The following is a 22360-nucleotide window of genomic DNA, read 5'->3' as shown; positions in this document are numbered from 1 at the left end:
ACGGTCGGGGGCGAGCTGACCCACCCGGACGAGGTGGCCACCCAGGCGACGACGACTCGCGAGGACGCCCTCAAGAAGCAGGCCCACGACGTCGTCTTCCGCGCCCGCGAGGCGGGCCCGTCGCTGGGCCGGTCCGAGATGCCGGACGAGGCGGAGGGCCCGCGCGTGATCGAGGGCACGAGCCGCGAGACGATCACCCGCGCCGACCGGCCGGCTCTTCCGAAGGCCCCCGACAAGGCCCTGCCCCCTGCTCCCGAGAAGACCCCCGGCGAAGACGAGGAGGCCTGATGCACGCGGTCATCCCGTACGTCGTCGCGGGTCTGCTCTTCGCCCTCGGCGTCTACGGAGTCCTCCGCCGGCGGAACGCCATCCTGGTCCTGATGGCCGTCGAGCTCATGCTCAACGCGGTCAACCTGATCCTGGTGGCCGCCGACGCCACCATCAAGTCGGGGCTCACCGGCGTCCAGCCCGAGGCCTGGGCCTACCCGATCCCCGAGCCGCGGGCCGGCGCCATCTTCGCGCTCTTCGTCATCGTGCTGGCCGCCGCCGAGGTGGGCGTGGGCCTGGCGATCATCCTGCAGTACTACCGCCTGCGCCGGGCGGTGGTGCTCGACGAGGTGAGCCTGCACGAGCATGATCACGAGCGAGCCGACCAGGCTCCCACCGGGGACGATCACGCCACGGTGGCCGACCAGAACAAGAACGCGCGGGTGACCGGGTGATCGCCGCTGTCCTCATTCCCGCCGTACCGCTGCTGGTGGGTCTGGCCGGTCTGCTGCTCCCGCCCGGTGACGGCCCGGAGCGCCGCCGCCCCGCCGCCACGCTGGGTATAGCCGGCGCAGCCGTCTCACTGCTGGTGACCCTGGGCGTCCTACTCTTCGCCACCAAGCCCGTCGAACTGTCGACACACTGGGTGAGCCTGGGCGACATCGACCTGACGCTGGGCATCTCGGCCGGGCACGCGGCCCTCTACGTCGCCCTGGCCGTCGCCACGGTCGCGCTGTTCGTGCAGATCTACTCGGTGGCCTACCTGCACGACGACCCGCGCTATGCCCCGTACGCCGCTCAGATCAGCCTCTTCACCGGCGCGATGCTGCTGGTGGTGACCAGCGGCGACCTGATCGGGGTGGTGGTCGGCTGGGAGATCATGGGCGCCTGCTCGTACCTGTTGATCGGTCACGACCGCCGGCTGCCCGAGGCTCCCGCCGCCGCCGTGAAGGCCTTCCTGGTCACCCGCGTCGGCGACATCGGCTTCCTGCTCGGCGTGGCCATCCTGATCGCCGGCGCCGGCAGCAGCCGCATCGCCGACGTCCTGGCCCAGCCGCCGCACACCGCCGCGCTGCTCTGCATCCTGGCCGGGGTGGCCGGCAAGAGCGCCCAGTTCCCCCTGCACACCTGGCTGCCCGACGCGATGGCCGGCCCCACCCCGATCTCGGCCCTGATCCACGCGGCCACGATGGTCGCCGCCGGCGTCTACGTCGTCTTCCGTCTCTTCCCGCTGTTCGACCAGTCCCCGGCCGCCCTGGCCGTGCTCGGTGTGCTGGCCGCGATCACCATCCTGCTCGGCGCGCTCAGCGCGATGGCCCAGGACGACCTCAAGCGCGTCCTGGCCTGGTCGACGGTCAGCCAGATCGGCTACATGACCGGCGCGCTCGCCGTCGGCTCGCCCGCCGCGGCCCTGTTCCACCTGCTCACCCACGCCGCGTTCAAGGCCCTGCTGTTCCTCGCGGCCGGCGCGGTGATCCACGCGGTCGGCACCAACTACCTCTCCCGGATGGGCGCCCTCCGCGAGCACATGCCGATCACCTTCTGGTCGTTCGCCGTCGGTCTGGGCGCGCTGGCCGGGGTTCCCCCGCTGGCCGGCTTCTGGTCCAAGGAGAACGTGCTGACCGCGGCCGCCCACGCGACCGAGGGCGGCGAGACCGTTCCGGTCTGGGTGGCCTGGCTGGTCTGGCTGGCCGGGCTGCTGGCCGTCGGCATCACCGCCTGGTATGCGACCCGGCTGTTCCTGTGGGCCTTCTTCGGCGTCTCGCGGGCGCACGGTGTCGAGGGTCCGGACTGGGAGGTCGGCTTCGACGACGCCCGCTACACCCAGCCGGCTGCTCCGCACGACCCGCCGGCGGCCATGCGCTGGCCGATCCTGCTGCTGGCGATCCCGTCCGTGCTGCTCGGCCTGGCCGCGTACGCCCCGGGTTTCCGCACCGCCCTCGAGCTCGACCAGCCGCATCTCAGCGTGGCGATCGTCCTGCCGATGGTGCTGCTGGCCGCCGGCGTGACCGCCGCGTGGTGGCTGTGGCGGGCCGTGCCCGGGATCGACCCGGCCATGGCCCTGGGCCGTGCGCGTCCGCTGCTCGCGGCTGGCTTCCGCCTCGACGACCTGCAAGACCGTTTCCTCGTACGACCGGTTCGCGCTCTCGCCCGGGCGGTGACCACGGTCGACGAGCGGGTGGTCGACGCCGCCGTCGAAGGCACCGGCACCACGACCTCCCGCGTGGGCGCCGCGCTGGCCTACGCGCACCGCGTCCCGCTGCCCGCGGCGGCCGCGGCCGTCCTCGCCGGCGCGCTGCTGCTCGGCACCGTCGCCGTCCTGTTCGGAGCCGCCGCATGACCGTGGCCCTGCTCGCCGTCCTCCTCGTCCCGGCCGTGGGCGCGGGCGTGCTCGCGCTCTTCCCGGCCCGGCTCGACCACGCGGCCCGCCGCACCGGCACGGTCTTCGCCGCCCTCACGCTCATCCCCATCGTCGCGCTGCCCTTCGCCCATGACGACGGCTGGTCGGCCTCCTCCGCCAACCTCCTGTCCGTACGCCCGTGGGCCGAGCTCGACGTCTCCTGGGTCCCCGCGCTGCGCCTCGACTTCCACCTGGGCGTGGACGGCGTCTCCTACCCGCTCGTCGCACTGACCGGCCTGCTCACGGTGCTGTGTTGCGCGTACACGATCGGGAAGGTCCCGGCCGGCGGCTCGGGCCGGACGCTGATGGCCCTGCTCCTGGTCCTCGAAGCCGGCATCCTCGGCACGTTCCTGGCCCTCGACCTGATCCTGTTCTTCCTGTTCTTCGAGGTCGTGCTGCTGCCCATGTACGCGGTGATCGCCGGCTGGGGCGGCGAAGACCGGCGACGGGCGGCCCGCAAGTTCGTGCTCTACACGCTGTTCGGCTCGGTCCTGCTGCTGCTCGGGGTCGTCACCGTCACCGTCGCGGCGGGCACCGGCGACCTGGCCGAGCTCACCGGGGGCGCCGGCCTATCGCGCTCGACCCAGTACGCGGCGTTCGCCCTGTTCGCCATCGCGTTCGCCGTCAAGGCCCCGCTCTGGCCGCTGCACACCTGGCTGCCCGACGCGCACACCCAGGCCCCGACGGTCGGCTCGGTGATCCTGGCCGGCGTGCTGCTCAAGATGGGCACGTACGGCCTGATCCGGGTCGGGGTCGGTGTCGCGCCGCTGGGCGCCGAGTGGGCCGCGCCGCTGCTCGGCATCCTCGCCGTCGCCGCCATCCTGGCCGGGTCGCTGATCTGCCTGCGCCAGACCGAGCTGAAGCGGCTGATCGCCTATTCGAGCGTCAGCCACATGGGATTCGTGCTGCTCGGCATCGCCACGCTGAGCGCCACCGGCCTGCAGGCCGCGCTGCTCGGCAACGTCGCACACGGCCTGATCACCGGCCTGCTGTTCTTCCTGGCCGGCGCGATCAAGGACAGGGCCCACACCGGCGAGCTGGCCGAGCTGGGCGGCCTGCGGGAGACCGCGCCCCGGCTGGCCGGCCTGTTCGGCTTCGCCGCGATCGCGTCGCTCGGCCTGCCCGGTCTGGCCGGCTTCTGGGGTGAGGCGTTCGCCGTGGTCGCGGCCGTGCAGCGGGGCGGTGGCCTGTGGCTGACGCTGGCCGTGCTGGCCGCGATCGGTGGCGCCCTGACCGCCGCGTACTTCCTGCGCCTGCTGCGCAAGGTGTCGCACGGGCCCGCGGTGACGCTCGCGGCGCCGTCGGCCATCGCCCGCGCGGAGTGGCTGGCGTGGTCGCCGCTGGTGATCCTCACGCTGGCCGTGGGGGTCGCGCCCACGCTGGTCCTGGCCGCGACGAGTGATCCCGTACGAGCCTTGACGGAGGCACTCCGATGAAGGCCCAGGCCGTCGACCACCTTTCGCTGCTGCCCCTCTACGCCGCCGCCGGCACCGCCGTGCTGGTGCTCCTGGCCGACCTGCTGCTCGCCCGCCGAGCCGTGACGATCGGCGCCCTGGCCGTCGGCGGCCTGGCCACGGTGGCCGGCGCGATCGTCACCGGCAGCCGGGCCGGCACCTTCTGCGACCCGAACGGCAGCGCCTGCTCCTGGGTCCCCGGTCCGCTGGCCGCCACGGCCGCAGTCGTCTTCGCCGCCCTGACCGTCGGCGTGCTGGCCCTCTCGGTGCCGTCGCTGCGCCTGGGCACGGCCCCGGTGGGCGAGTTCTGCTTCCTGCTGGCCGCCTCGATGACCGGCGGCGTCGTGGTCGCCTACGCCGGCGACCTGATCACCCTGATCGTCGGCCTGGAGACGCTGACCCTGCCGCTCTACCTCCTGGTCGGCCTGCGCCGCTTCGCGCCGGGGGAGCGGGTCACCACGTCGGGGGCCTCCGCCTCGGTCACGTTCTTCCTGATCAGCGTCATCTCGACGGCCATCGCCCTGCTCGGCGCGGCCCTCAACTACGCCGCCACCGGCGCCCTGCACTTCGACCGGCTGCTCGCCGGCGCCGGCCCGACCGCCCCGGTGGCCGACGTCGGCGTGGCGCTCCTGGTGATCGGCCTGGCCTTCAAGGTGGCCGCGGTCCCGCTGCACGCCTGGGCCCCACCTACGTACGAGGGCTCCCCGCTCCCGGTGGCCGCCTATCTCTCCACGGCTTCCAAGCTGGGCGGCGTGCTGGCCCTGGCCGCGGTCGTGAGCCGCCTGGACGCCGCGTCCCTGACCGCGTTCCTGGCCGTGCTGACCATGACCGTCGGCAATCTGGTGGCCCTGCGCCAGACCCGCATGGTCCGCCTGCTGGCCTGGTCGTCGATCGCCCAGGCGGGCTACATCCTCGCCCCGCTGGCCCTGGGCGCCGACGGCGTGGAGGCCGCGGCCGCGTACGCGGTGTTCTTCGTGATCCTGGAGTTCATGGCCTTCGGCGTGGTGGCCGCCCTGCGTCCGCCCGGTGGGGACGGCGGCGACATCGCGTCCTACCGTGGCGCCGCCCGCCGGTCCCCGTGGCTGGGCGCCGCCCTGGTGCTGTCGCTGGCCGGGCTGGCCGGTCTGCCACCCGGTCTGGCCGGTCTGTTCGCCAAGGTCACCATCGTCGACGCCCTCATCGACCACGGCCAGACCTGGCTCGCCGTCGTCGTCGCGCTCAACGCCGTGATCGCCCTGGCCTACTACGTGCGGGTGGCCGCCCTGCTGTACGCCTCCCCGCCGCGCGTGGGCATCCCGGTGGCCGACCCTGAGCTGCTCGAGGCCGCCCTCCACCCACGCCTGCCGGTGGCCCGGCCGATCGCCGCCGCCCTGCTCACGGCCGCCGTCGCCGCCGTGGCCCTGGGCTTCGCGCCGCAACTGCTCTTCGACGCCCTCTCCTGACCGCCCGGGCGGGCCTGACGGCTCGGGCGTTCCGGCCGGTCAGCGGGCGCGGTATCCGACGAAGTAGTCGCTGTCGGCGTCGACGGTCATCCTGAGCAGGATCGGGATGTTGGCCAGGCCGGCCGAGGTGACCGCCCGGCCCGAGCAGGACAGCACGAGCGTGCTGCCGGAGCCGGTCGGAAGCGTGTAGGTCTTCCGGTTGTCCTGGAGGACCTTGAGGGCCCGGATCTTGATGACCTTGACGTCGTTGCCGGACTCACCGGAGATCCGGACGGCCTCCTCGGCGAGCAGCCGGCAATCCGTACCCGCGGGAAGGCTCGACCGCTGCTCCTCGGCTTTCCGCTCGGCAGCGGCCGCTTTTCTTGCAGCCGCCTTCCTGGCCGCCGCCGTCTCGGCCGCCGCCTTCTTCGCGGCGGCCTTCTTTGCGGCACCCTTGTCCGCGGCAGGCCGGGAGGCCACCTCCTCTGCTGGCGCGGCCTCTTCGGCCACCGTCCCGGCCGGCCCAGGTGTCTGGGCGTCCACGATCGGCACGGCAGGGACAGCCACCCGAGGCGACCCGGGCACCTCCGCGGCGCCGCCGGTGGCCGCCCCGATGAGGGACAACACCAGGGCCAGACCGACCGCGCCACCACCGAGACCGCCGAGCACCTTGTGGCGCACGAACCAGTTGCGCTGGTCGTCACCGTCCTCCAGCGACCACTCGTCCTCGGTCATCTGCCGTCCTCGGGTTCGCGCGTTCTCTTCCGGCCGTGGTGACCTGTGTTTCGGCTCACCGGACGGCGATCTGAGCGAACGGCGGCCTCCAGCGAACTCACAGCGTCGATCGGATGAAAAGGCAGCTGAGCGACGTTTCATGAGTGCGTGGCCCTACCGGGTCCGCAGTCCGAAGGAGTTCCCTTGCACAGCCATCACAACGGCCTCAAGACGGCCGCTCTGCTGGGTCTGCTGACGGCGATCATCCTGGGCGCCGGCTACTGGCTCGGTGGCAGTGGCGGCCTCGTGTTCGCGGTCTTCCTCTCGCTGGCGATGAACGCCGGCTCCTACTTCTTCTCGGACAAGCTGGCCCTGCGGGCGATGCGCGCGCGGCCGGTCAGCGAGGCCGAGGCGCCGTGGCTTCACCAGACGGTGCGGGAGCTGGCGACCAGCGCGGGGCAGCCGATGCCGCGGCTGTACGTCTCGCCGACGATGCAGCCGAACGCGTTCGCGACCGGGCGCAACCCGCGGCATGCCGCCGTCGCGGTGACGACCGGCATCACCCAGTTGCTCACCCAGCGCGAGCTGCGCGCGGTGATCGGGCACGAGCTGTCGCACGTCTACAACCGCGACATCCTGATCTCCAGCGTGGCGGGCGCCCTGGCCGGCATCATCACCGGTCTGGCCCAGCTGGCGATCTTCCTGCCGCTGGGCGGCTCGGATGACGAGGACAGCCCCAACCCGGCGTCCCTGCTGCTGATGCTGATCCTCGGCCCGCTGGCCGCGACCATCATCCAGCTGGCGATCAGCCGCAACCGCGAGTTCCAGGCCGACGCCGACGGCGCGACGCTGACCGGTGACCCTCTGGCCCTGGCCAGTGCGCTCGAGAAGATCCAGTACGGCGCACAGCGGATGCCGCTGCCGGCCGACAACCAGCTCACCAGCGCGGCGCATCTGATGATCGCCAACCCGTTCCGGGCCGCCGGTGTCGCCAAACTGTTCTCCACCCACCCGCCGATGGAGCAGCGCGTCGCCCGGCTGCGCGAGCAGGCCGGCGCCATCCAGTTCGCACGCTGACCAGGAACAAACAGGGCCGCCCGGTTCGGGCGGCCCTGTTGTGTTTCCGCACACCACCGCTCCTATTGCGGATGTGTTGCGCGCGGTCCCGGCGTTAAGGTGCGATGGCCTGTTGAGTCGTTACCAAGGAGGAGAGCTGTGACCGCGCTGCGTCAATACCTGGGCGTCTGGCACCTGCCGGGCGGGCGGGTCCTGCTCAGCGTCGGGATTCTGGCTCGCCTCGGCATCGGCATGACGCCGCTGGCTCTCCTCCTGCTCGTCGAGCGGGCCACCGGCAGCTACGCCACGGCCGGCCTGGCCGGTGGCCTCTACGCGCTCGCGGGCGCGGCGATCAGCCCGATCGCGGGCCGCCTGGCCGACCGCATCGGGCCGTCGCCGATCCTCGTCGCCACCGCCGTGCTGCACCCGCTCGCCCTGGTGGCGCTGGTGCTGGTCGACCGGAACCCGTGGATCTTCGTGTCGGCCGCCGTCGCCGGCGCCACCTATCCGCCGCTGACCGCGGCCATCCGGCGGGCCTGGACCGACATGACCGAACCGGGCGGCGGACAGCACCACCTGCGGGGCGCCGCGATCGCCGCCGAGACGTCGCTGTTCGAGCTGGTCTTCGTGCTCGGCCCGATCCTGGTGGCCGGCTTCGTGGTGCTGACCAGCCCGGCCATGGCGCTGCTGGGGGCGGCCGTGGCCACCTTCGCCGGCACCCTGTGGATCTCACGGCTGCCGGTCATGCGCCGCCACCACCGCCACGAGCGGGACACCGCGGCCCGCGGGCTGGGCCCGCTCAAGGTGACCGGCTTCCCGGCCCTGCTCGTCTGCGTGATCGCGCTCGGCATCGCGTTCGGCGCGGCCGGCGTCATCGTCCCGGCCTACGCGAGCGCGCACGGCGGCGGGGACGGCCTGGGCGGCGTCCTCCTGGGCGTCTGGGGCATCGGCAGCGCGATCAGCGGCATCTGGTTCGGCACCCGGCGGCCCGCGATGGAGCTGCCCCGCCAGTTCGCCTGGCTGCTGGGCGCGGTCTCGCTGAGCTTCCTGGTGCTGGCCTTCATGCCCAGCCCGCTCTGGCTCGGCGTGGCCCTGGTGCTGGGCGGCGCGACGATCGCCCCGGCGCTCAACGTCGAGACCAACCTGGTCGGCCGGCTGGCGCCGCCCGCGATGCTCAACGAGGCGTACACCTGGATCGTGACCGTCTCGGTGGCCGGCAGCGCCGCCGGCGGCGCGGTGGCGGGCGCGATCGTCGACCAGCCCGGCGGCTTGGGCTGGGCGTTCGTCTTCGCGGCGGCCGTACTGATGGTGGCCGCCCTGGTGGCGGCCGTGCCGCACGGTTCGATCGCCCGGGCCGACAAGCGCGCCACCGACCGGCTGCGCGAGGCGCTGGCCGCCGAGCCGGTCTAAAGAGGTTCGACGAGAGTCAGCGCTTGGAAGCGCACGCCGGTCCGGTCGTCGTAGGCGTGGAAGTCGAGGACGTCGAAGGCGCGCTCGGCGAACCGCAGCAGCTGCCGGTCCGACCGGAACGAGAAGAACCGGGCCGGCTCGTGCTCGTCCTCGGGCGCGACCCCCTCCTCTTCCTCGCCGCCGTAGAGGCCGAGGAAGAACAGCCCGCCCGGGGCCAGCACCGCCCGGATCGCGTTCAGCGCGGCGTCGAGATCCGCGTTCGGGACGTGCAGGAGCGTGTTGATCGAATAGACGGCGTCGAACGTGGACTCCGGGAAGCCGAGATCGAGCACGTCCCGTACGGAGGCCCGGACGCCCCGGGCGCGAGCCCGCTCGACCATCGCGGGCGACAGGTCGACCGCGGTCACCGCGAGACCCTCCTGCTGGAAGAACTCGCTGTCCTGCCCGGTCCCGCAGCCGACCTCGAGCAGCGTACGGGCGTCGGCCGCCCGGAGCCGGTCCAGGAACGCCGCCCGCTCGCCGAGCTTCCACTGCGCCTTGGCGTGGTTGTCGCGGCGGGCGGCGGCCTTGTCGTCGTACGCCGCCCGGAGCTGGACGACCACCTCCTCGTACGCCTGGGACCCGGACTTCTCGAGACGCAGTCTCATGGTTTTCCCCCCTGCCGATCCGTGCCGCTGCTCGGATAGCCTGACCCGACCGACGGGGGTGCGTAAAGGAGCGTCCGATGGCGAAAGATGTCCGGGCCGACATCGAGACGATGCGCGCCGCCGACACGGATCGGCAGAAGGTCGCCGACCAGCTGAAGACCGCGCTCGACGAGGGCCGGCTGACCCTGCACGAGTACGACGAGCGGGTCGGGCTGGCGTATTCGTCGAAGACCTATCAGGAGCTGCTGATGCTCCTCACCGACCTGCCCCGCCCGGGCCTCACCGCGGGCGAGGTGCGCTCCCGCCACGAGGCCGAGCAACGCCGCCGGGCCCGGCGGCTGCCCACCGCGATGCTCGTGCTGTGGACCATCTGGGCCGCCCTGGCCGTGGTCAACCTGGTCGTCTACGCCCTCGTCGTGGTCGGCGCCGACAGCGGCGTCTACCCGTGGCCGGTGTGGATGCTCGTCCCCGGCGCCGCCCTGGCCGCGGTGACGGTCGGCGTCCAGGTGATCCGCCACCAGCAGCGCCGTTAGCGGCGGGGAAAGATCGCCCGGTCGACCACCGGGGCGACCGCCTCGGCGTAGGCGACGGTCAGGTGGCTGTTGTCCTTGTAGACCAGCGTGTTGCCGATGACGATCGGGCATTTCCCGCGGCCGCAGAGCCACGGGGTCGGATCGATCACCCGCAGACCCGAGGCCTGGGCCGCGTCCGCGATCAGCCCGCGCCGGCCCCGTTCGCTGATCGCCCGGGTGGTCCGGCGGTCGCAGGCGCCGAGCCGCCGGGCGTTGACCGCGGCGCACTCGGGCGCGTTGCCGTCGGGCAGCGGCGTGTCCTGCAACAGCAGCATCGGGATGCCGTCGAGCCGGCGCCACGTCTGCTGCCAGGCCCGCACCCAGAGCGGATCGTCCTGGTTGCCCGCCCGGGCCACGGTCCGGCCGTCGGCGCCGATCAGGCCACCGTTGTCGGTGTCGTTGGAGGCCATCACGACCAGGTCGGGCCGGTCCCGCGCCACCCGCTGCAGGACCTGGTTCCGCCAGGTCACACATTCGGTGTACGGCCGCTTGAGCACTTCATTGTGGACCAGCACCTGCGGCAGCTGGCAGGCCGCCTTGGTCAGCGCCACCAGCCGCCAGCCGTGGTTGCGGGCGGCCGCGTCGACGGCCGGGAACCAGTGCGCGGCGTGCGAGTCGCCGATCAGATACATCGTCCGGGCGCCGTCGGGGTCGCCGTAGACGCAGGCCCCGGCCGGTCGGGTCTGCGTGTAGTTGAGGTGGCACTGGTCCTGGTAGATCCGCGGGCTCTGCTTCACCGCGCCGGCGTCGGCGAGCCGTGGTGTCAGGTTCGCCGGCAGCTTCCCGGCGCCCAGCGAGCCGGCGATCACCTCGGTCAGCCGGCTCCGCGGGTCGGCCGCGGCGGCGATCTCGGCGTGCAGGTCGGGGCCGTCCGGTCCGGTCGGCAGAGCCGGCGTCAACAGTCCCGCGATCAGGGCCAGAACGGCGGCCGAGGCCGAGAGGATGAGGCCCAGGGCCACGCCCCGGCGGGCGCGGCGCCGCAGCCACGGTCGCGTCCGGACCGGGTTCTCGACCGTGTGGTAGGTGACCCAGGCCAGGCCGAGGGCGGCCACCGCGAAGGCGAGGTTGGTCTTCACGCTCGGGTCGCGCCCGAGGGCGAGCGGCCCGATCATCAGCACCGGCCAGTGCCAGAGGTACCAGCCGTACGACAGCTTGCCGACGAACCGGAACGGCGCGGTGCCGATCACCCGGCCGGCTCCCCAGCCCCCGGCGTGCGTGCCGCCGGCGATCACCGCGGCGGTGCCGAGCACCGGCAGCAGGGCGGCGTAGCCGGGGAACGGCGTCGACTCGTCGAACGTCACCGCGGCGACCAGCACCGCGGTGAGCCCGGCCCAGGTGAGCAGGGCGGCCAGACTCCTAGGGGTACGCCGGAGGAAGCCGCCCGCCACGGCGACGAGCGCGCCGATCCCCAGCTCCCACGCGCGCGTGTGCGACCCGAAGTAAGCCCACGGCGCGGCCGACGTGGTCTGCTGCACGCTGATCGCCAGCGACACCACGACCAGCACGCTCAGCGCGACCAGCACCCGGCGGCGAGCCCAGAAGGCGAGCAGAAGCAGCGGCCAGACCAGGTAGAACTGCTCCTCGACGGCGAGTGACCAGAGATGCTGCAACGGTGAGGGAGCCGCGGTCGCGTTGAGATAGTCGGTGCCCTCGGCGGCCAGCCGCCAGTTGATTCCGTAGAACGTGCTGAACAGCGCGTCCAGCGAGATCGAGGTGAACCGGGTGGCGGGCAGCCAGAACCACGCCGCCACGACGGTCGCGACCAGCACCACGGTCGACACCGGCAGCAACCGCACCGCGCGGCGGGCGTAGAAGCCGCGCAGCGAGATCGTGTCGGTCCGGTCGAGCTCCTTGACCAGCAGCGTCGTGATCAGGAAGCCGGAGATCACGAAGAAGACGTCCACCCCGACGTACCCGCCGGCGAACCGGGTGATCCCGGCGTGGCTCAGCACCACCAGAACCACCGCGACGGCCCGCAGGCCCTCGATGTCCGGCCGGAAGCCGAGGTGCGGCGGTCCGGCGGGACGCGGCGCGGTCCCCTCGGGGGCCGGGGACGGTCGCCGCTGGCCGACGATGGGGGTGTGGACTGAGTAGCTCATGGTCTCCAACTGCGCGCGAGCTAGCGCCGCCGCTGGCGAAGCAGGCGCTAGGGTCGGAACGTGACACCACCTGCCCGCGTGCCCCTGTCCGTTCTCGACCTGGCCACGGTCCGTGCTGGGCACTCGAGTGCCGACGCGCTGCGCGGCACGATCGACATCGCACGCACCGCCGACGAGCTCGGTTACCGCAGGTTCTGGGTGGCCGAGCACCACAACATGCCGGCGGTCGCCTCGACCGCGCCGCCCGTCCTGATCGCATCGGTGGCGGCACAAACTGCAACGATTCGGGTGGGTTCGGGTGGCGTGATGCTGCCCAACCACATGCCTTTCGTGGTCGCCGAGCAGTTCGCGCTGCTCGAGGCGCTGCACCCGGGACGCATCGACCTGGGCATCGGCCGCGCGCCCGGCACCGACCAGGCGACCGCGGCCGCACTGCGCGGGGTCTCGCCCTACCTGACCGTCGAGCAGTTCCCCGAGCACCTGCGCACGGTGCTGGCTCTGCTCGGCGACGACCGGATCGAGGTCGGCCCGGCCGCCCGGCTGCAGGCCACCCCGGTGCCGGAGAGCTTCCCCGAGGTCTGGATGCTCGGGTCCTCGACGTACGGGGCCCAGGTCGCCGCCGCCCTCGGACTGCCGTTCTGTTACGCGTATCACTTCGCGACCGGCACGGACGTCGCCGCCGCCCTGCAGCTCTACCGCGCCGGCTTTCAGCCCTCGCCGCGCTTCCCCACGCCGTACGCGATGGTGAGCGCCTCGGTGATCGCAGCCGAGACGACCGAGGAGGCGCACTACCTGGCCGGGCCGAGCCGGGTCATGCTGCAGAGCCTGCGGACGGGTCGCCTGGGTCCGATCGTCTCGCCTGAGCAGGCGGCGACCATGGGGATGGACGAGACCTTCCCCGGGACGCAGTTCGCCGGCACGGCCGACGAGGTGGTGGCCGACCTCGACGCGCTGGTCACCCGCACGGGCGTCCAGGAACTCTTGCTGGCCGGCACCGTCTACGACCCGGCGACCCGGCAGGACACCCTCGCCCGCATAGCCAAGGTGTGGGGCCTTTAACTCCTCGCGCGCGGCACGTCGCGACGACATGATCGCCTTATGAACCGATCGAGCCTGGAGTTCACGGCATGACAGACGGCAAGGTTCTCTCGGTGAACGTCGGCGTGGCCCGGCCCAACCCGGCCAAGCGTTCCGGCGGCCTCACCGGCATCGACAAGCTGCCGGTCGACCACCCGGTCGACGTGCGCGCCCCCGGCCCCAAGACCACCGGCCGGCACAGCGGCGTGGTCGGCGACCCGATCGGCGACGTCAAGCATCACGGCGGCGACGACCAGGCCGTGTACGCGTACTCGCGCGAGGACTACGACTGGTGGGAAGCCTCGCTGGGCCGGTCGCTGCCCAACGGCTGGTTCGGTGAGAACCTGACCACCGTCGGCCTCGACCTCAACGCCACGCAGATAGGCGAGATCTGGCGGGTCGGCGACGTGCTGGAGCTGCAGCCCACGTTCGGCCGCATCCCGTGCGCGACGTTTCAGGCCAAGATGGGCGAGAAGAAGTGGCTCAAGCGCTTCTCCGAGGCCGCCCGCACCGGCACCTACCTCCGCGTGATCACTCCGGGCCCCCTGCTCGTCGGCGACCCGATCGAGATCGTCCACCGGCCGGCCCGCAGCATCGGGGTGTCCGAGGCCTTCGACATCTACATGCACCGCTCCGAGGAGCTGTCCCGCCTGCTCGACGCCTCGGCCCTGCCCGAGGACCTGCGCGAGGAGATCGAGAAGCGCCTGGCCCGCGGGTAGAGGAACGAGTAAAGGAAACAGCCCCGGTCCGCGTTTCCGCGGGCCGGGGCTGTTTCTGTCTGCCTGTGGCGGGTGAAGGATTCGAACCTTCGAAGCTTTCGCGACGGATTTACAGTCCGCTCCCATTGGCCGCTCGGGCAACCCGCCTGGGCACACTTCCACGGTTGCCCGTGGCAGCGGAGAACAGCTTAGCTGTACGACAGACCGGATTTCCAACCGGGTACGGTCGGCATGTCGGACGCCGTCCACCGGCCTCCGCCCCCATCGACGCAAGCCATCCTCGCGGGAGTTCTGATCATGCCAGCCAGCCCGTCCTTCGACATCGTGAGCAAGGTCGACCAGCAGGAGGTGGACAACGCGTTCCACCAGGCCGAAAAGGAACTCGGCACCCGGTTCGACTTCCGGGGCACCGGCACCACCATCGCCAAGTCGGGCGACGCCGGGATCAGCATCACCTCGGAGACCGAGGAGCGGGCCGCCGCCGCGCTCGAGGTCTTCAAGGAGAAGCTGGTCAAGCGCAACATCTCGCTGAAGTCGCTGGACGCGGGGGAGCCCCGGCAGTCCGGCAAGACCTACAAGATCGACTGCAAGGTCGTCGAGGGCATCGAGACCGACAAGGCCAAGGCGATCAGCAAGAAGATCCGCGACGAGGGCCCCAAGGGTGTGCAGGCCCAGATCCAGGGCGACCAGTTGCGCGTCACCGGCAAGAAGCGGGACGACCTGCAGGTCGTGATCGCGCTGCTCAAGGCCGAGGACTTCGGGGTCGCCCTCCAGTTCACCAATTACCGCTGAGCGGGGCCGCCGACGGCTCAGACTGGGGCCATGAGCACCAGTGACTGGACCATGCTGGCCGGCGGGGTGGCCGGGAGCGCTCTGGCGGTGTTCGGACTGGTCATTCTCGTGACCGGCCGGGCCCCGGAGCCGACCGCCCGGGCCTTCCGATCGGCGCGGGACGCGGGTTTCTACCACTTCTTCTTCGGTACGGCCCTCGGCCTCGTGGTGATCGGCACCGGCATCGACAACGGGATCGTCACCGTCACCGTCACCGTGCTGGCGGTGATCATGGCGAGCGTGGCGCTCGTCCGGTTCCGCCCGCGCGGCCGCCAGAGGCCGGTGAACAGGTAACACAGACAAGAGGGAGTGCCGAGAGTGATCGAGCCGGTCGTCGACGCCGCGTGGGTCCGCGCCAACCACGACCGGGTGGTCCTCGCGGACGTCCGCGCCTATCTGGACGGGCGCCGGGGCCGGGACGCGTACGACCGCGGCCACCTGCCCGGCGCGATCTTCGTCGACCTGGACGCCGATCTCGCCGCCCCGCCGACCGCGGCTGACGGCCGGCACCCGCTGCCCGACCCGGGGCACTTCGCCGGGCGGATGTCCGCCCTGGGCGTGGGTGACGGCCAGACCGTGATCGCCTATGACGACGCCGGCGGTGTGATGGCCGCCCGGCTGGTCTGGATGCTGCGCGCCCTGGGGGAGGACGCCGCCCTTCTCGACGGCGGCCTCGACGCGTACGGGGACGAGCGCGAGACCGCCGTGCCACGGCGACCCCGTGCTGCCTTCACGCCGAGGCCGTGGCCCGCCCACCGGCTGGCCGGCCTGGCCGATGCGACGTCCGGCGCCCTCGTCGTCCTCGACGCGCGCCAGCCCGAGCGCTTCCGCGGTGAGTCCGAGCCGATCGACCCGCGGGCCGGTCACATCCCGGGCGCCCGCAACGTCCCGTGCCGCGAGAACGTCGACGCCACCGGCCGGTTCCGGCCGGCCGGGGAGTTGCGTGAGCGTTTCGAGGCCGCCGGGGTGACCGACGGCGCCGACGTCGTGTCCTACTGCGGATCGGGCGTCACCGCCTGCCACAACCTGCTGGCGCTGGAGCGGGCCGGTTTCGCCCCTGGCCGGCTCTACCCGGGGTCCTGGTCGCAGTACAGCGCGACCGAACTGCCGGCCGAGCTGTCCTGACGCGCGCTGTCGGAAAAGCGGTCACCGAGCAGCCCCGCCTGCGAGATCATCGAGCTGCTGCCGCGGTCACGGGGCCTCGGCCCAGCGGCTGTGGGCCTCCCACGCGGCCTGCTTGGTGGTGCCCAGCGCCGCGCCGATCTGGCTCCACGAGGCCCCGGCCTCGCGGGCCGTCCGCACCACGGCCTGTCGGCCATAGCCGGCCTTGCGGATCACGACCTCGCTCAGAGCCAGCATCTCCAGCGTTTCCTCGCGGGTGAGGGGCAGTTTCCGGTCACCCGAGACGGCGGCCAGGGCGTCGCGCATCCTCAGCTCGTCATAACGCGTTGTAGCGGTCGACAGCGTGTGCTGTGGTTCGAGATCGTCGGGAGAGGCAGTCACGGCAGCCCAGCCTGGCGTCAGGGCCGCCTGACGTCAAGGTGGCCTGACGGCGCGCGGGCGAATTGTTCTCACTTCTCCGGTTATTTCGGGCGTAAAGTTGTCAATTTTGCGTCTCGCGGTGAGGGTCTTCACTCAACCGTTCGGTCAGGATTTCCTAATGTGCGGTTTCGACCCGGCGTCGGACGCTGCCAGTCGCACACCGCGTGTGGCACCATCATGGAACCCCCCACCGCAGCGCGTAACAAACGCAGGAGTCAAACATGTTCGGAAGGAAGCTGGGTCGTTTCGCCGGTCTGGTTTTCGCGCTGGTCGTCGCGTTCGGCGGGATTGCCGGACTCGATGCCCACCCGTCGGAATCCGGCGCCGTGCAGACCACCAACGGCATTGTGGAATGGGACTGACCACCAGAGTGTGCGACCGCGTGGCGTCGGTGGATCACGTCGATTGACGAGGGAGCGCGATGGGCGGGCAACCGCGGACAGTACGGCGCTCCGCGCAGTACGCCTGGTTGATCACCAATCCGCTGGCGCTCTTCGCGCTCATCTGCACGATCGCCTTCTGGATTCACGACCCTCGGTGGTATAGCTCCTGGCTCGGCGGCCTTCTCGCGCTCGTCGGGATCATCGTCGCGTACATCGGCGTGTTCAACGTCGTCATCCGGCGCAGCACCTTCAGCGTTTACATCACCGAGGTCCCGTTCCTCCTCGCGCTCTTCTATCTGCCGCCGGTCCTGGTCGTCCTCGTGGTGACGCTGGCGGTGCTGACGGTCCAGCTCACCCGCCGCGCCGGAGTGGTGCCGACCAAGCTGTGGTTCAACGTCGCGAAATCGGCCGCCGGGGCCGCCGCGGCCGCCCTGGTCATCGAGGCCCTGCCCGACATGCGCGGCGCCGGCCCGGGCACGTGGGCCGTTCTCTTCGCCGCCGTCGCGGCCAGCGTGCTGGTCGAGGTCCTCAGCCTGGCCGCCGTCATGGCCGTCGTGCAGGGCGGCAAGGCCGGTCAAGAGGTGCTCCGCGGCGCCCTGCCGATCTGGACGATGGCCGGCGTCAACACCGTGATCGGCCTGATCTTCCTGGTGGCGCTGGTCGCCACCCGCTGGTCGGCGCTGCTGCTGGCCGGGCTGGTCGTCGCGCTGATCCTCATGCTGCGCTCGTACGCCGAGTTCTTCCGGCAGCACCGCACGCTGGCCGACGTCTACGAGCTCACCCGGGCGGTGCGCGACGAGGGCACCAACGCCGGTCTGCCCGACGTCATGCTCGGCCGGGTGCAGGCGCTGATGCGCTCCGAGTACGCCACGCTCTGGCTCTCGCCCCAGGGCCGGCACCCCGAGGTGCTGCTCACCGCCCGGGTCGAGAACAAGGGCCTGCTCGACCTGTCCCCGACACCGCCCGCGGTGCGCGAGAGTGCGATCACCGGCGGGCAGACGGTGGCGGTCGGCCCCCAGTTCCCCGAGTCGGAGCCGCTGCGCGGGGAGCTGCGCGACACCAAGATCAAAGACGTGATCGTCGTGCCGCTGCGCTCCGGTCAGACCCCGATCGGCACGCTCGAGGTGGTCAACCGGCTCGGCGACTCCCGCACCTTCCGCCCGGCCGACGTGCAGGTGCTCGACACGATCGCCGCGCACGTCGCCGTGGCGGTCGAGAACGCCCGCCTGGTCGACCGGCTGCGCTACGACGCCTACCACGACCGTCTCACCGGGCTGCCCAACCGGCGGCGCGTCACCGACGCGCTGGCCGAGTCGGTCAAGGTGCGCGCCGAGGACGAGGTCGTCGCGATCCTGCTCTTCGACGTCGACGGCCAGCGTGACGTCAACGAGTCGATGGGCCACGCCGCCGGCGACAAGCTGCTCGCCGAGGTGGCCAACCGGCTGCGGGCCATCGCCGGCCCGGGCGCGCTGGTCGGCCGCATCGGCGGTGACGAGTTCGTGGTGACCCTGCGCGCCGAGAGCACCGACACCACGGTCCAGCTGGCCACCGAGATGCGTGAACAGCTTCGCGGCCCGCTGACGGTCGGCACGCTCACCCTCGACGTCGACACCGCGGTCGGGGTGTCGGTCTACCCCGATCACGGCGGCGACCCCGAGACGCTGCTGCAGCGGGCCGAGCTCGCCGGCAACGCGGCCAAGGTCCTTCCGTACGGGGTGCAGCTCTTCCACCCCGCGCTCGAGTCCCGCGCCGTCCGCCGCCTGGGCATCGCGGCCGACCTGCGCACCGCCCTCGACAACGGCGCCCTCGACGTCTACTTCCAGCCCAAGGTCACGCTGACCGACCGCCACCTGGTCGGCGTGGAATGCCTGGCCCGCTGGCAGCACCCGGCCCAGGGCGAGGTCCTGCCGGAAGACTTCATCGCGGTCGCCGAGCACACCGGCCAGCTGTCCCGGCTCACCGAGGTGGTGCTCACCGAGGGCCTGCGCCGGTGCCGCGAGTGGGCCGACCGGGAGCGCCCGCTCTCGATCGCGGTCAACCTCTCCGTCCGTACGCTGCTCGACTCCCGCTTCCCCGGCCAGGTCGCCACGCTCCTCGAGCACTACGGCGTGGCCCCGGCCCAGGTCACCTTCGAGATCTCCGAGCCCGGCATGCTCGGCGACATCGAGCGCGTGCTGCCCACCCTCTACCGGTTGCGCGATCTCGGGGTCCGGCTCAGCGTCGACGACTTCGGCACGGGCGCGTCCTCCCTGTCCTACCTTCGCCAGTGGCCGGTCCACGAGGTCAAGATCGACGACAGCTTCGTCCAGGGCATGGCGACCGACACCGGTGACATGGCGATCGTCCGGGCGGTGATCAGCCTGGCTCGTGAGTTCGGTCTCACGGTGGTCGCCGAGGGCGTCGAGAGCGAGCTCACCCTCGAGCTGCTCGAGGAGATGGGCTGCGAGATCGGCCAGGGCTACCTGTTCAGCCGACCGCTGCCGTACGAGCGCCTGGAGGCCTGGTTCAACGCCCAGACCGAGCCGGCCACCACCCCGGCGGGCGAGGTCCGGCGCCTGCGCGCGGTGATCTGAAATCGCCCCTGACCTGCGATGGCGCGCCGATGGGGGAGTCGATTTCACCTGCCGACCGGCGCCGTGTAAGCTCTCTTCTGCGCAACAAGCGAGAGATTGTGCGCAAGCCCCCTTAGCTCAGTCGGCAGAGCGTCTCCATGGTAAGGAGAAGGTCTACGGTTCGATTCCGTAAGGGGGCTCTACCGGGTTCGTTCCCGCCTCAGGCGCTGGACTTGAGCCTGGCTCTGGCGGTGTAGCTCAGATGGCAGAGCAAGCGGCTCATAATCGCTGTGTCGCCGGTTCAAGTCCGGCCACCGCTACTTGCGACAAGGGGATCCCTCCCGGGATTCCCACTTTGCATGTCGGCGCTCCCAGGGCGTAATCTGGAGCGTCGTTAAGTAATCCCGTTAGCAGGAAGGCAACCCGTCGTGGCCAAGGCGACCGACGTCCGTCCGAAGATCACCCTGGCTTGTACGGAGTGCAAGGAGCGGAACTACATCACCCGGAAGAACCGTCGTAACGACCCCGACCGCGTCGAGCTGAAGAAGTTCTGCCCGCGCGACGGCCGTCACACGCTTCACCGCGAGACCCGCTGACGATCTCCCCAAGCCTTCCCTCTGCGCCGTCCGGTCCAACCGGGCGGCGCAGAGTCTTTTCTCGGCCCGTCAGCTCGACCCGGCCCGTCAGCTCGACCCGGCCCGTTAGCTCGACCCGGCCCGTCAGCTCGACCCGGTGGTGGGCTGGCTCCCTCGGGTGGCGGGCTGCTCCACCCGGTAGTCGGCAGCTCGACCCGGTGGCGGGCCGCTCCACCCAGTAGCCGGCAGCTCGACCCAGTAGGTTGTGGGCATGCCCCTCGACCAGTCTTTCGTCGGCCGCAGCTGGCCGGCCACCGAGCCGTATCTGGTCGGCCGCGAGAAGATCCGCGAGTTCGCCCGCGCGATCGGCGCCGCCGACGTCGAACATCACGACCCCGAGGCGGCCCGGGCCCTCGGCTACGCCGACGTGGTGGCCCCGCCGACATTCCCGGTCGTGATCACGATGTCGGCCAGCCGGCAGATCGTCGAGGACCCGGCGCTCGGCCTCGACTACAGCCGCGTGGTGCACGGTGACCAGAGGTTCGCCTACACCCGCCCGGTGGTGGCCGGCGACGCGCTCGTCTGCGTCAACTCGGTCGACGAGATCACCTCGCGCGGTGGCCACGACTTCCTCACCACCCGCACCGAGGTGACCACCGCCGACGGCGAGCCGGTCGTGACGGTCTGGTCCAAGCTCGTCCAGCGAGGTGCATCATGAGTGACACTCTCGAGCCACAGATCTTTCGGGTGACCCGGGCCGACCTCGTGCGCTACGCCGGCGCCTCGGGTGACTTCAACCCGATCCACTGGAGCGACCGCGTCGCCACGAGTGTGGGCCTGCCCGGCGTCATCGCGCACGGCATGTTCACCATGGCCCTCGTCGGCCGGGCCGTCACCGCCTGGGCCGGCGCCCCCGACGCCGTCGTGGAGTTCAGCGTGCGGTTCTCCCGTCCGGTGCCGGTCCCCGACACCGACGAGGGCACCGAGGTGGTCGTCACCGCGGCCGTCAAGGGAACCACCGACGAGGGACTGACCCGCCTCGTGCTGACGGCCACCTGCCAGGGCGAAAAGGTGCTGTCCCTGGCTCAGGCGACCGTTCGGAAGCGCTAGCGCGAGCCCGGGTTGGGCAAGGCCGGTGTGAACCCGTACACTGGTGCGCCGTGGGGCAATGACCCCTCGGTGACAGGCTGCCATCGGCGGGTTGTCCCGAGAGTGAAACGGCCTCGCACAGGGGTGTAGCTCAATTGGCAGAGCAGCGGTCTCCAAAACCGCAGGCTGCAGGTTCAAGTCCTGTCACCCCTGCGCCATCCTCCTAGACGTGCCCGCTCGGTGCGCGGTCACCATCCCCGCGCACGGTTCGAGCGCCGACAGGGGACCCATCACCACCGACGACGGAAGTAGGGCGCCATGGCCGAGAGGAACCGACCCGGTGACGCCGGCGACCCGGCCGACGACGAGGTGTTCGACGACGAGGTCGTCGACGACGACGCGACCGACGACGACGAGCCGGTGGGCCGCGGCGGCACAGCCGTCGCCGAGCGTTCGGCCCGGCCCAAGAAGGAGACCCGACGGACCGGCATCTTCGGCCGTATCGGTGGCTTCTTCCGTGAGGTCGTCAGCGAGCTGCGTAAGGTCATCTGGCCGACCCGCAAGGAACTGCTGACCTACACGACGATCGTGATCATCTTCGTGGCCGTCATGACCACGATCGTGGGATTCCTCGACCTCGGTCTGGGCAAGGCCATCCTCTGGGCGTTCGGCGGCTGACACCGTCTTCGAGAAGACTGATCTGGAAGTGAGCAAGCGTGCCTGAGTACGACGACGAGACCGCGCAGGCCAGCGACGAGCAGTCGTCGGTGGCCACGGCGGAAACCGACGAGTCGGTCGAGGCCGCTGAGCCGGAGACGGCCGCTGAGCCGGAGACGGCCGCCGACCCTGAGGCGGTCGACGAGCCTGACACGGCCGCCGAGCCCGAGGCTTCCGCCGAGCCCGAGGCGGCTCCCGCCGTGGCCGAGCCGGACGAGGACTTCGACCCGGTGCAGGAGCTGCGGCAGAAGCTGCGCTACGCCCCGGGCGACTGGTACGTGGTGCACTCCTACGCGGGCTACGAGAACAAGGTCAAGACCAACCTCGAGACCCGCATCACCAGCCTCGACATGGAGGACTTCATCTTCCAGGTCGAGGTACCGACCCGCGAAGAGGTCGAGGTCAAGAACGGCAAGCGGCTCCAGGTCAACAACAAGGTCTTCCCGGGCTACATCCTGGTCCGGATGGATCTGTCGCCCGAGTCGTACTCGTGTGTCCGCAACACCCCGGGCGTGACCGGCTTCGTCGGCGCGACCGACCGGGTCGACCGCCCCGCTCCGCTCTCGCTCGACGAGGTGCTGAAGTGGCTTGCTCCCGCCGTGGAGCAGGAGGAGAAGAAGGCGAAGCCCGAGATCAAGGTGCTCGACTTCGAGGTGGGCGACTCGGTCACGGTCACCGACGGCGCCTTCGCCTCGCTTCCCGCCTCGATCAGTGAAATTAATGCCGACCAGCAGAAGTTGAAGGTTCTGGTCTCCATCTTCGGCCGTGAGACGCCGGTGGAGCTCAACTTCAACCAGGTCGCCAAGATCTGACCAGTTCCAACGGAGTCAGTGG

The 22360-nt window shown here is 71.3% G+C and carries 23 protein-coding genes and 4 tRNA genes; 22 read left to right on the top strand and 5 right to left on the bottom strand.

The features are described 5' to 3' along the window. The first annotated feature begins 287 nt into the window (after positions 1-287). From nuoK to HJC40_RS13785, 4 genes are read left to right on the top strand one after another with little or no spacing between them, the layout of a single operon-like run. Positions 288-722, top strand: a complete 435-nt coding sequence (gene nuoK / locus HJC40_RS13800; protein ID WP_250001438.1) for an NADH-quinone oxidoreductase subunit NuoK — start codon at positions 288-290, stop codon at positions 720-722. Continuing rightward, positions 719-2608, top strand: a complete 1890-nt coding sequence (locus HJC40_RS13795) for an NADH-quinone oxidoreductase subunit L (RefSeq protein WP_250001437.1) — start codon at positions 719-721, stop codon at positions 2606-2608. Before nuoK ends, HJC40_RS13795 begins: the two co-directional genes overlap by 4 nt. Next, positions 2605-4104 (top strand): NuoM family protein, encoded by a 1500-nt coding sequence (locus HJC40_RS13790; RefSeq protein WP_250001436.1) that lies wholly within the window; start codon positions 2605-2607, stop codon positions 4102-4104. Before HJC40_RS13795 ends, HJC40_RS13790 begins: the two co-directional genes overlap by 4 nt. Continuing rightward, entirely contained in the window at positions 4101-5564 is a 1464-nt protein-coding gene (locus tag HJC40_RS13785; protein WP_250001435.1) for an NADH-quinone oxidoreductase subunit N, read from the top strand. The genes HJC40_RS13790 and HJC40_RS13785 overlap by 4 nt, the downstream gene beginning before the upstream one ends. Before the next feature lie 39 nt (positions 5565-5603). Here HJC40_RS13785 and HJC40_RS13780 read toward each other — a convergent pair whose 3' ends face one another. Next, positions 5604-6278, bottom strand: a complete 675-nt coding sequence (locus tag HJC40_RS13780) for a hypothetical protein (protein ID WP_250001434.1) — start codon at positions 6276-6278, stop codon at positions 5604-5606. Positions 6279-6461: 183 nt separating this feature from the next. On the opposite strand from HJC40_RS13780, the gene htpX reads away from it, so the two are divergent. Next, positions 6462-7334, top strand: a complete 873-nt coding sequence (gene htpX / locus HJC40_RS13775; RefSeq protein ID WP_250001432.1) for a zinc metalloprotease HtpX — start codon at positions 6462-6464, stop codon at positions 7332-7334. A 138-nt stretch (positions 7335-7472) separates the two neighbouring features. Next, positions 7473-8723 carry an MFS transporter gene (locus tag HJC40_RS13770; RefSeq protein ID WP_250001430.1) on the top strand — a complete coding sequence of 417 codons (1251 nt, stop codon included), beginning with the start codon at positions 7473-7475 and terminating at the stop codon, positions 8721-8723. Here HJC40_RS13770 and HJC40_RS13765 read toward each other — a convergent pair. Beyond that, complete coding sequence (locus tag HJC40_RS13765) at positions 8720-9370, bottom strand: bifunctional 2-polyprenyl-6-hydroxyphenol methylase/3-demethylubiquinol 3-O-methyltransferase UbiG (protein ID WP_250001428.1); 651 nt, start codon at positions 9368-9370, stop codon at positions 8720-8722. The genes HJC40_RS13770 and HJC40_RS13765 overlap by 4 nt on opposite strands. Positions 9371-9447: 77 nt before the next feature. Here HJC40_RS13765 and HJC40_RS13760 point away from each other — a divergent pair, with 77 nt between their 5' ends. After that, positions 9448-9903, top strand: a complete 456-nt coding sequence (locus HJC40_RS13760; RefSeq protein WP_250001427.1) for a DUF1707 domain-containing protein — start codon at positions 9448-9450, stop codon at positions 9901-9903. On the opposite strand, the gene HJC40_RS13755 is transcribed toward HJC40_RS13760, so the two are convergent. Further along, a complete protein-coding gene (locus HJC40_RS13755) occupies positions 9900-12041 on the bottom strand; it encodes an acyltransferase family protein (RefSeq protein WP_250001425.1) in 2142 nt (713 codons plus the stop codon). The genes HJC40_RS13760 and HJC40_RS13755 overlap by 4 nt on opposite strands. 60 nt (positions 12042-12101) lie before the next feature. Between HJC40_RS13755 and HJC40_RS13750 the strand changes: the two genes are divergently transcribed. Both HJC40_RS13750 and HJC40_RS13745 read left to right on the top strand, forming a co-directional pair. Beyond that, positions 12102-13100, top strand: coding sequence for an LLM class flavin-dependent oxidoreductase (locus HJC40_RS13750; RefSeq protein WP_250001423.1), 999 nt, complete (start codon positions 12102-12104; stop codon positions 13098-13100). Between the two features lie 68 nt (positions 13101-13168). Next, positions 13169-13837, top strand: a complete 669-nt coding sequence (locus tag HJC40_RS13745) for an MOSC domain-containing protein (protein WP_250001421.1) — start codon at positions 13169-13171, stop codon at positions 13835-13837. A gap of 66 nt (positions 13838-13903) precedes the next feature. On the opposite strand, the gene HJC40_RS13740 is transcribed toward HJC40_RS13745, so the two are convergent. After that, a tRNA-Tyr gene (locus tag HJC40_RS13740) sits at positions 13904-13984 on the bottom strand. Positions 13985-14134: 150 nt separating this feature from the next. Between HJC40_RS13740 and HJC40_RS13735 the strand changes: the two genes are divergently transcribed. The 3 genes from HJC40_RS13735 to HJC40_RS46115 are packed head-to-tail and all read left to right on the top strand — an operon-like array spanning position 14135 to position 15793. Continuing rightward, a complete protein-coding gene (locus HJC40_RS13735; protein ID WP_250001419.1) occupies positions 14135-14629 on the top strand; it encodes a YajQ family cyclic di-GMP-binding protein in 495 nt (164 codons plus the stop codon). Between the two features lie 30 nt (positions 14630-14659). Next, on the top strand, positions 14660-14962 hold the full coding sequence (locus tag HJC40_RS13730) for a hypothetical protein (protein WP_250001418.1): 303 nt from the start codon (positions 14660-14662) through the stop codon (positions 14960-14962). 24 nt (positions 14963-14986) lie between these two features. Next, positions 14987-15793, top strand: coding sequence for a sulfurtransferase (locus HJC40_RS46115; RefSeq protein ID WP_250001416.1), 807 nt, complete (start codon positions 14987-14989; stop codon positions 15791-15793). Between the two features lie 66 nt (positions 15794-15859). On the opposite strand, the gene HJC40_RS13720 is transcribed toward HJC40_RS46115, so the two are convergent. Further along, positions 15860-16171 (bottom strand): hypothetical protein, encoded by a 312-nt coding sequence (locus tag HJC40_RS13720; RefSeq protein ID WP_250001414.1) that lies wholly within the window; start codon positions 16169-16171, stop codon positions 15860-15862. A 260-nt stretch (positions 16172-16431) separates the two neighbouring features. Between HJC40_RS13720 and HJC40_RS13715 the strand changes: the two genes are divergently transcribed. The 10 genes from HJC40_RS13715 to nusG all read left to right on the top strand — a co-directional run bounded on the left by HJC40_RS13715 (position 16432) and on the right by nusG (position 22338). Next, positions 16432-16572 (top strand): hypothetical protein, encoded by a 141-nt coding sequence (locus HJC40_RS13715; protein WP_250001412.1) that lies wholly within the window; start codon positions 16432-16434, stop codon positions 16570-16572. Between the two features lie 59 nt (positions 16573-16631). After that, positions 16632-19166 carry a bifunctional diguanylate cyclase/phosphodiesterase gene (locus HJC40_RS13710; RefSeq protein WP_250001410.1) on the top strand — a complete coding sequence of 845 codons (2535 nt, stop codon included), beginning with the start codon at positions 16632-16634 and terminating at the stop codon, positions 19164-19166. Positions 19167-19272: 106 nt separating this feature from the next. Then, positions 19273-19345, top strand: a tRNA-Thr gene (locus tag HJC40_RS13705). 47 nt (positions 19346-19392) lie between these two features. Further along, a tRNA-Met gene (locus HJC40_RS13700) sits at positions 19393-19465 on the top strand. A gap of 108 nt (positions 19466-19573) precedes the next feature. Beyond that, positions 19574-19741, top strand: coding sequence for a 50S ribosomal protein L33 (rpmG, locus tag HJC40_RS13695; protein WP_203803251.1), 168 nt, complete (start codon positions 19574-19576; stop codon positions 19739-19741). Positions 19742-19991: 250 nt separating this feature from the next. Further along, a complete protein-coding gene (locus tag HJC40_RS13690) occupies positions 19992-20438 on the top strand; it encodes a MaoC family dehydratase N-terminal domain-containing protein (protein ID WP_250001408.1) in 447 nt (148 codons plus the stop codon). Then, on the top strand, positions 20435-20830 hold the full coding sequence (locus HJC40_RS13685) for a MaoC family dehydratase (RefSeq protein ID WP_250001405.1): 396 nt from the start codon (positions 20435-20437) through the stop codon (positions 20828-20830). The genes HJC40_RS13690 and HJC40_RS13685 overlap by 4 nt, the downstream gene beginning before the upstream one ends. Before the next feature lie 119 nt (positions 20831-20949). Beyond that, a tRNA-Trp gene (locus HJC40_RS13680) sits at positions 20950-21022 on the top strand. 105 nt (positions 21023-21127) lie between these two features. Further along, entirely contained in the window at positions 21128-21487 is a 360-nt protein-coding gene (gene secE / locus HJC40_RS13675; protein ID WP_250001397.1) for a preprotein translocase subunit SecE, read from the top strand. Between the two features lie 38 nt (positions 21488-21525). Beyond that, positions 21526-22338, top strand: a complete 813-nt coding sequence (gene nusG, locus HJC40_RS13670) for a transcription termination/antitermination protein NusG (RefSeq protein WP_250001395.1) — start codon at positions 21526-21528, stop codon at positions 22336-22338. Positions 22339-22360 lie beyond the last annotated feature (22 nt).

The sequence above is a fragment of the Actinoplanes sp. M2I2 genome, assembly GCF_023544445.1.
Classification (GTDB): domain Bacteria; phylum Actinomycetota; class Actinomycetes; order Mycobacteriales; family Micromonosporaceae; genus Actinoplanes.
Note: the sequence above shows the minus strand (reverse complement) of the source record. Positions and strands in the feature narration are given on the sequence as shown.

What these genes read in the sequence shown, in the direction of transcription:
- nuoK (WP_250001438.1), top strand. Translation starts at nt 288, where the DNA reads ATGCACGCGGTCATCCCGTACGTCGTCGCGGGTCTGCTCTTCGCCCTC.
- HJC40_RS13790 (WP_250001436.1), top strand. Translation starts at nt 2,605, where the DNA reads ATGACCGTGGCCCTGCTCGCCGTCCTCCTCGTCCCGGCCGTGGGCGCG.
- HJC40_RS13785 (WP_250001435.1), top strand. Translation starts at nt 4,101, where the DNA reads ATGAAGGCCCAGGCCGTCGACCACCTTTCGCTGCTGCCCCTCTACGCC.
- HJC40_RS13780 (WP_250001434.1), bottom strand. Translation starts at nt 6,278, where the DNA reads ATGACCGAGGACGAGTGGTCGCTGGAGGACGGTGACGACCAGCGCAAC.
- HJC40_RS13765 (WP_250001428.1), bottom strand. Translation starts at nt 9,370, where the DNA reads ATGAGACTGCGTCTCGAGAAGTCCGGGTCCCAGGCGTACGAGGAGGTG.
- HJC40_RS13760 (WP_250001427.1), top strand. Translation starts at nt 9,448, where the DNA reads ATGGCGAAAGATGTCCGGGCCGACATCGAGACGATGCGCGCCGCCGAC.
- HJC40_RS13755 (WP_250001425.1), bottom strand. Translation starts at nt 12,041, where the DNA reads ATGAGCTACTCAGTCCACACCCCCATCGTCGGCCAGCGGCGACCGTCC.
- HJC40_RS13745 (WP_250001421.1), top strand. Translation starts at nt 13,169, where the DNA reads ATGACAGACGGCAAGGTTCTCTCGGTGAACGTCGGCGTGGCCCGGCCC.
- HJC40_RS13735 (WP_250001419.1), top strand. Translation starts at nt 14,135, where the DNA reads ATGCCAGCCAGCCCGTCCTTCGACATCGTGAGCAAGGTCGACCAGCAG.
- HJC40_RS13730 (WP_250001418.1), top strand. Translation starts at nt 14,660, where the DNA reads ATGAGCACCAGTGACTGGACCATGCTGGCCGGCGGGGTGGCCGGGAGC.
- HJC40_RS13715 (WP_250001412.1), top strand. Translation starts at nt 16,432, where the DNA reads ATGTTCGGAAGGAAGCTGGGTCGTTTCGCCGGTCTGGTTTTCGCGCTG.
- HJC40_RS13710 (WP_250001410.1), top strand. Translation starts at nt 16,632, where the DNA reads ATGGGCGGGCAACCGCGGACAGTACGGCGCTCCGCGCAGTACGCCTGG.
- HJC40_RS13690 (WP_250001408.1), top strand. Translation starts at nt 19,992, where the DNA reads ATGCCCCTCGACCAGTCTTTCGTCGGCCGCAGCTGGCCGGCCACCGAG.
- HJC40_RS13685 (WP_250001405.1), top strand. Translation starts at nt 20,435, where the DNA reads ATGAGTGACACTCTCGAGCCACAGATCTTTCGGGTGACCCGGGCCGAC.
- secE (WP_250001397.1), top strand. Translation starts at nt 21,128, where the DNA reads ATGGCCGAGAGGAACCGACCCGGTGACGCCGGCGACCCGGCCGACGAC.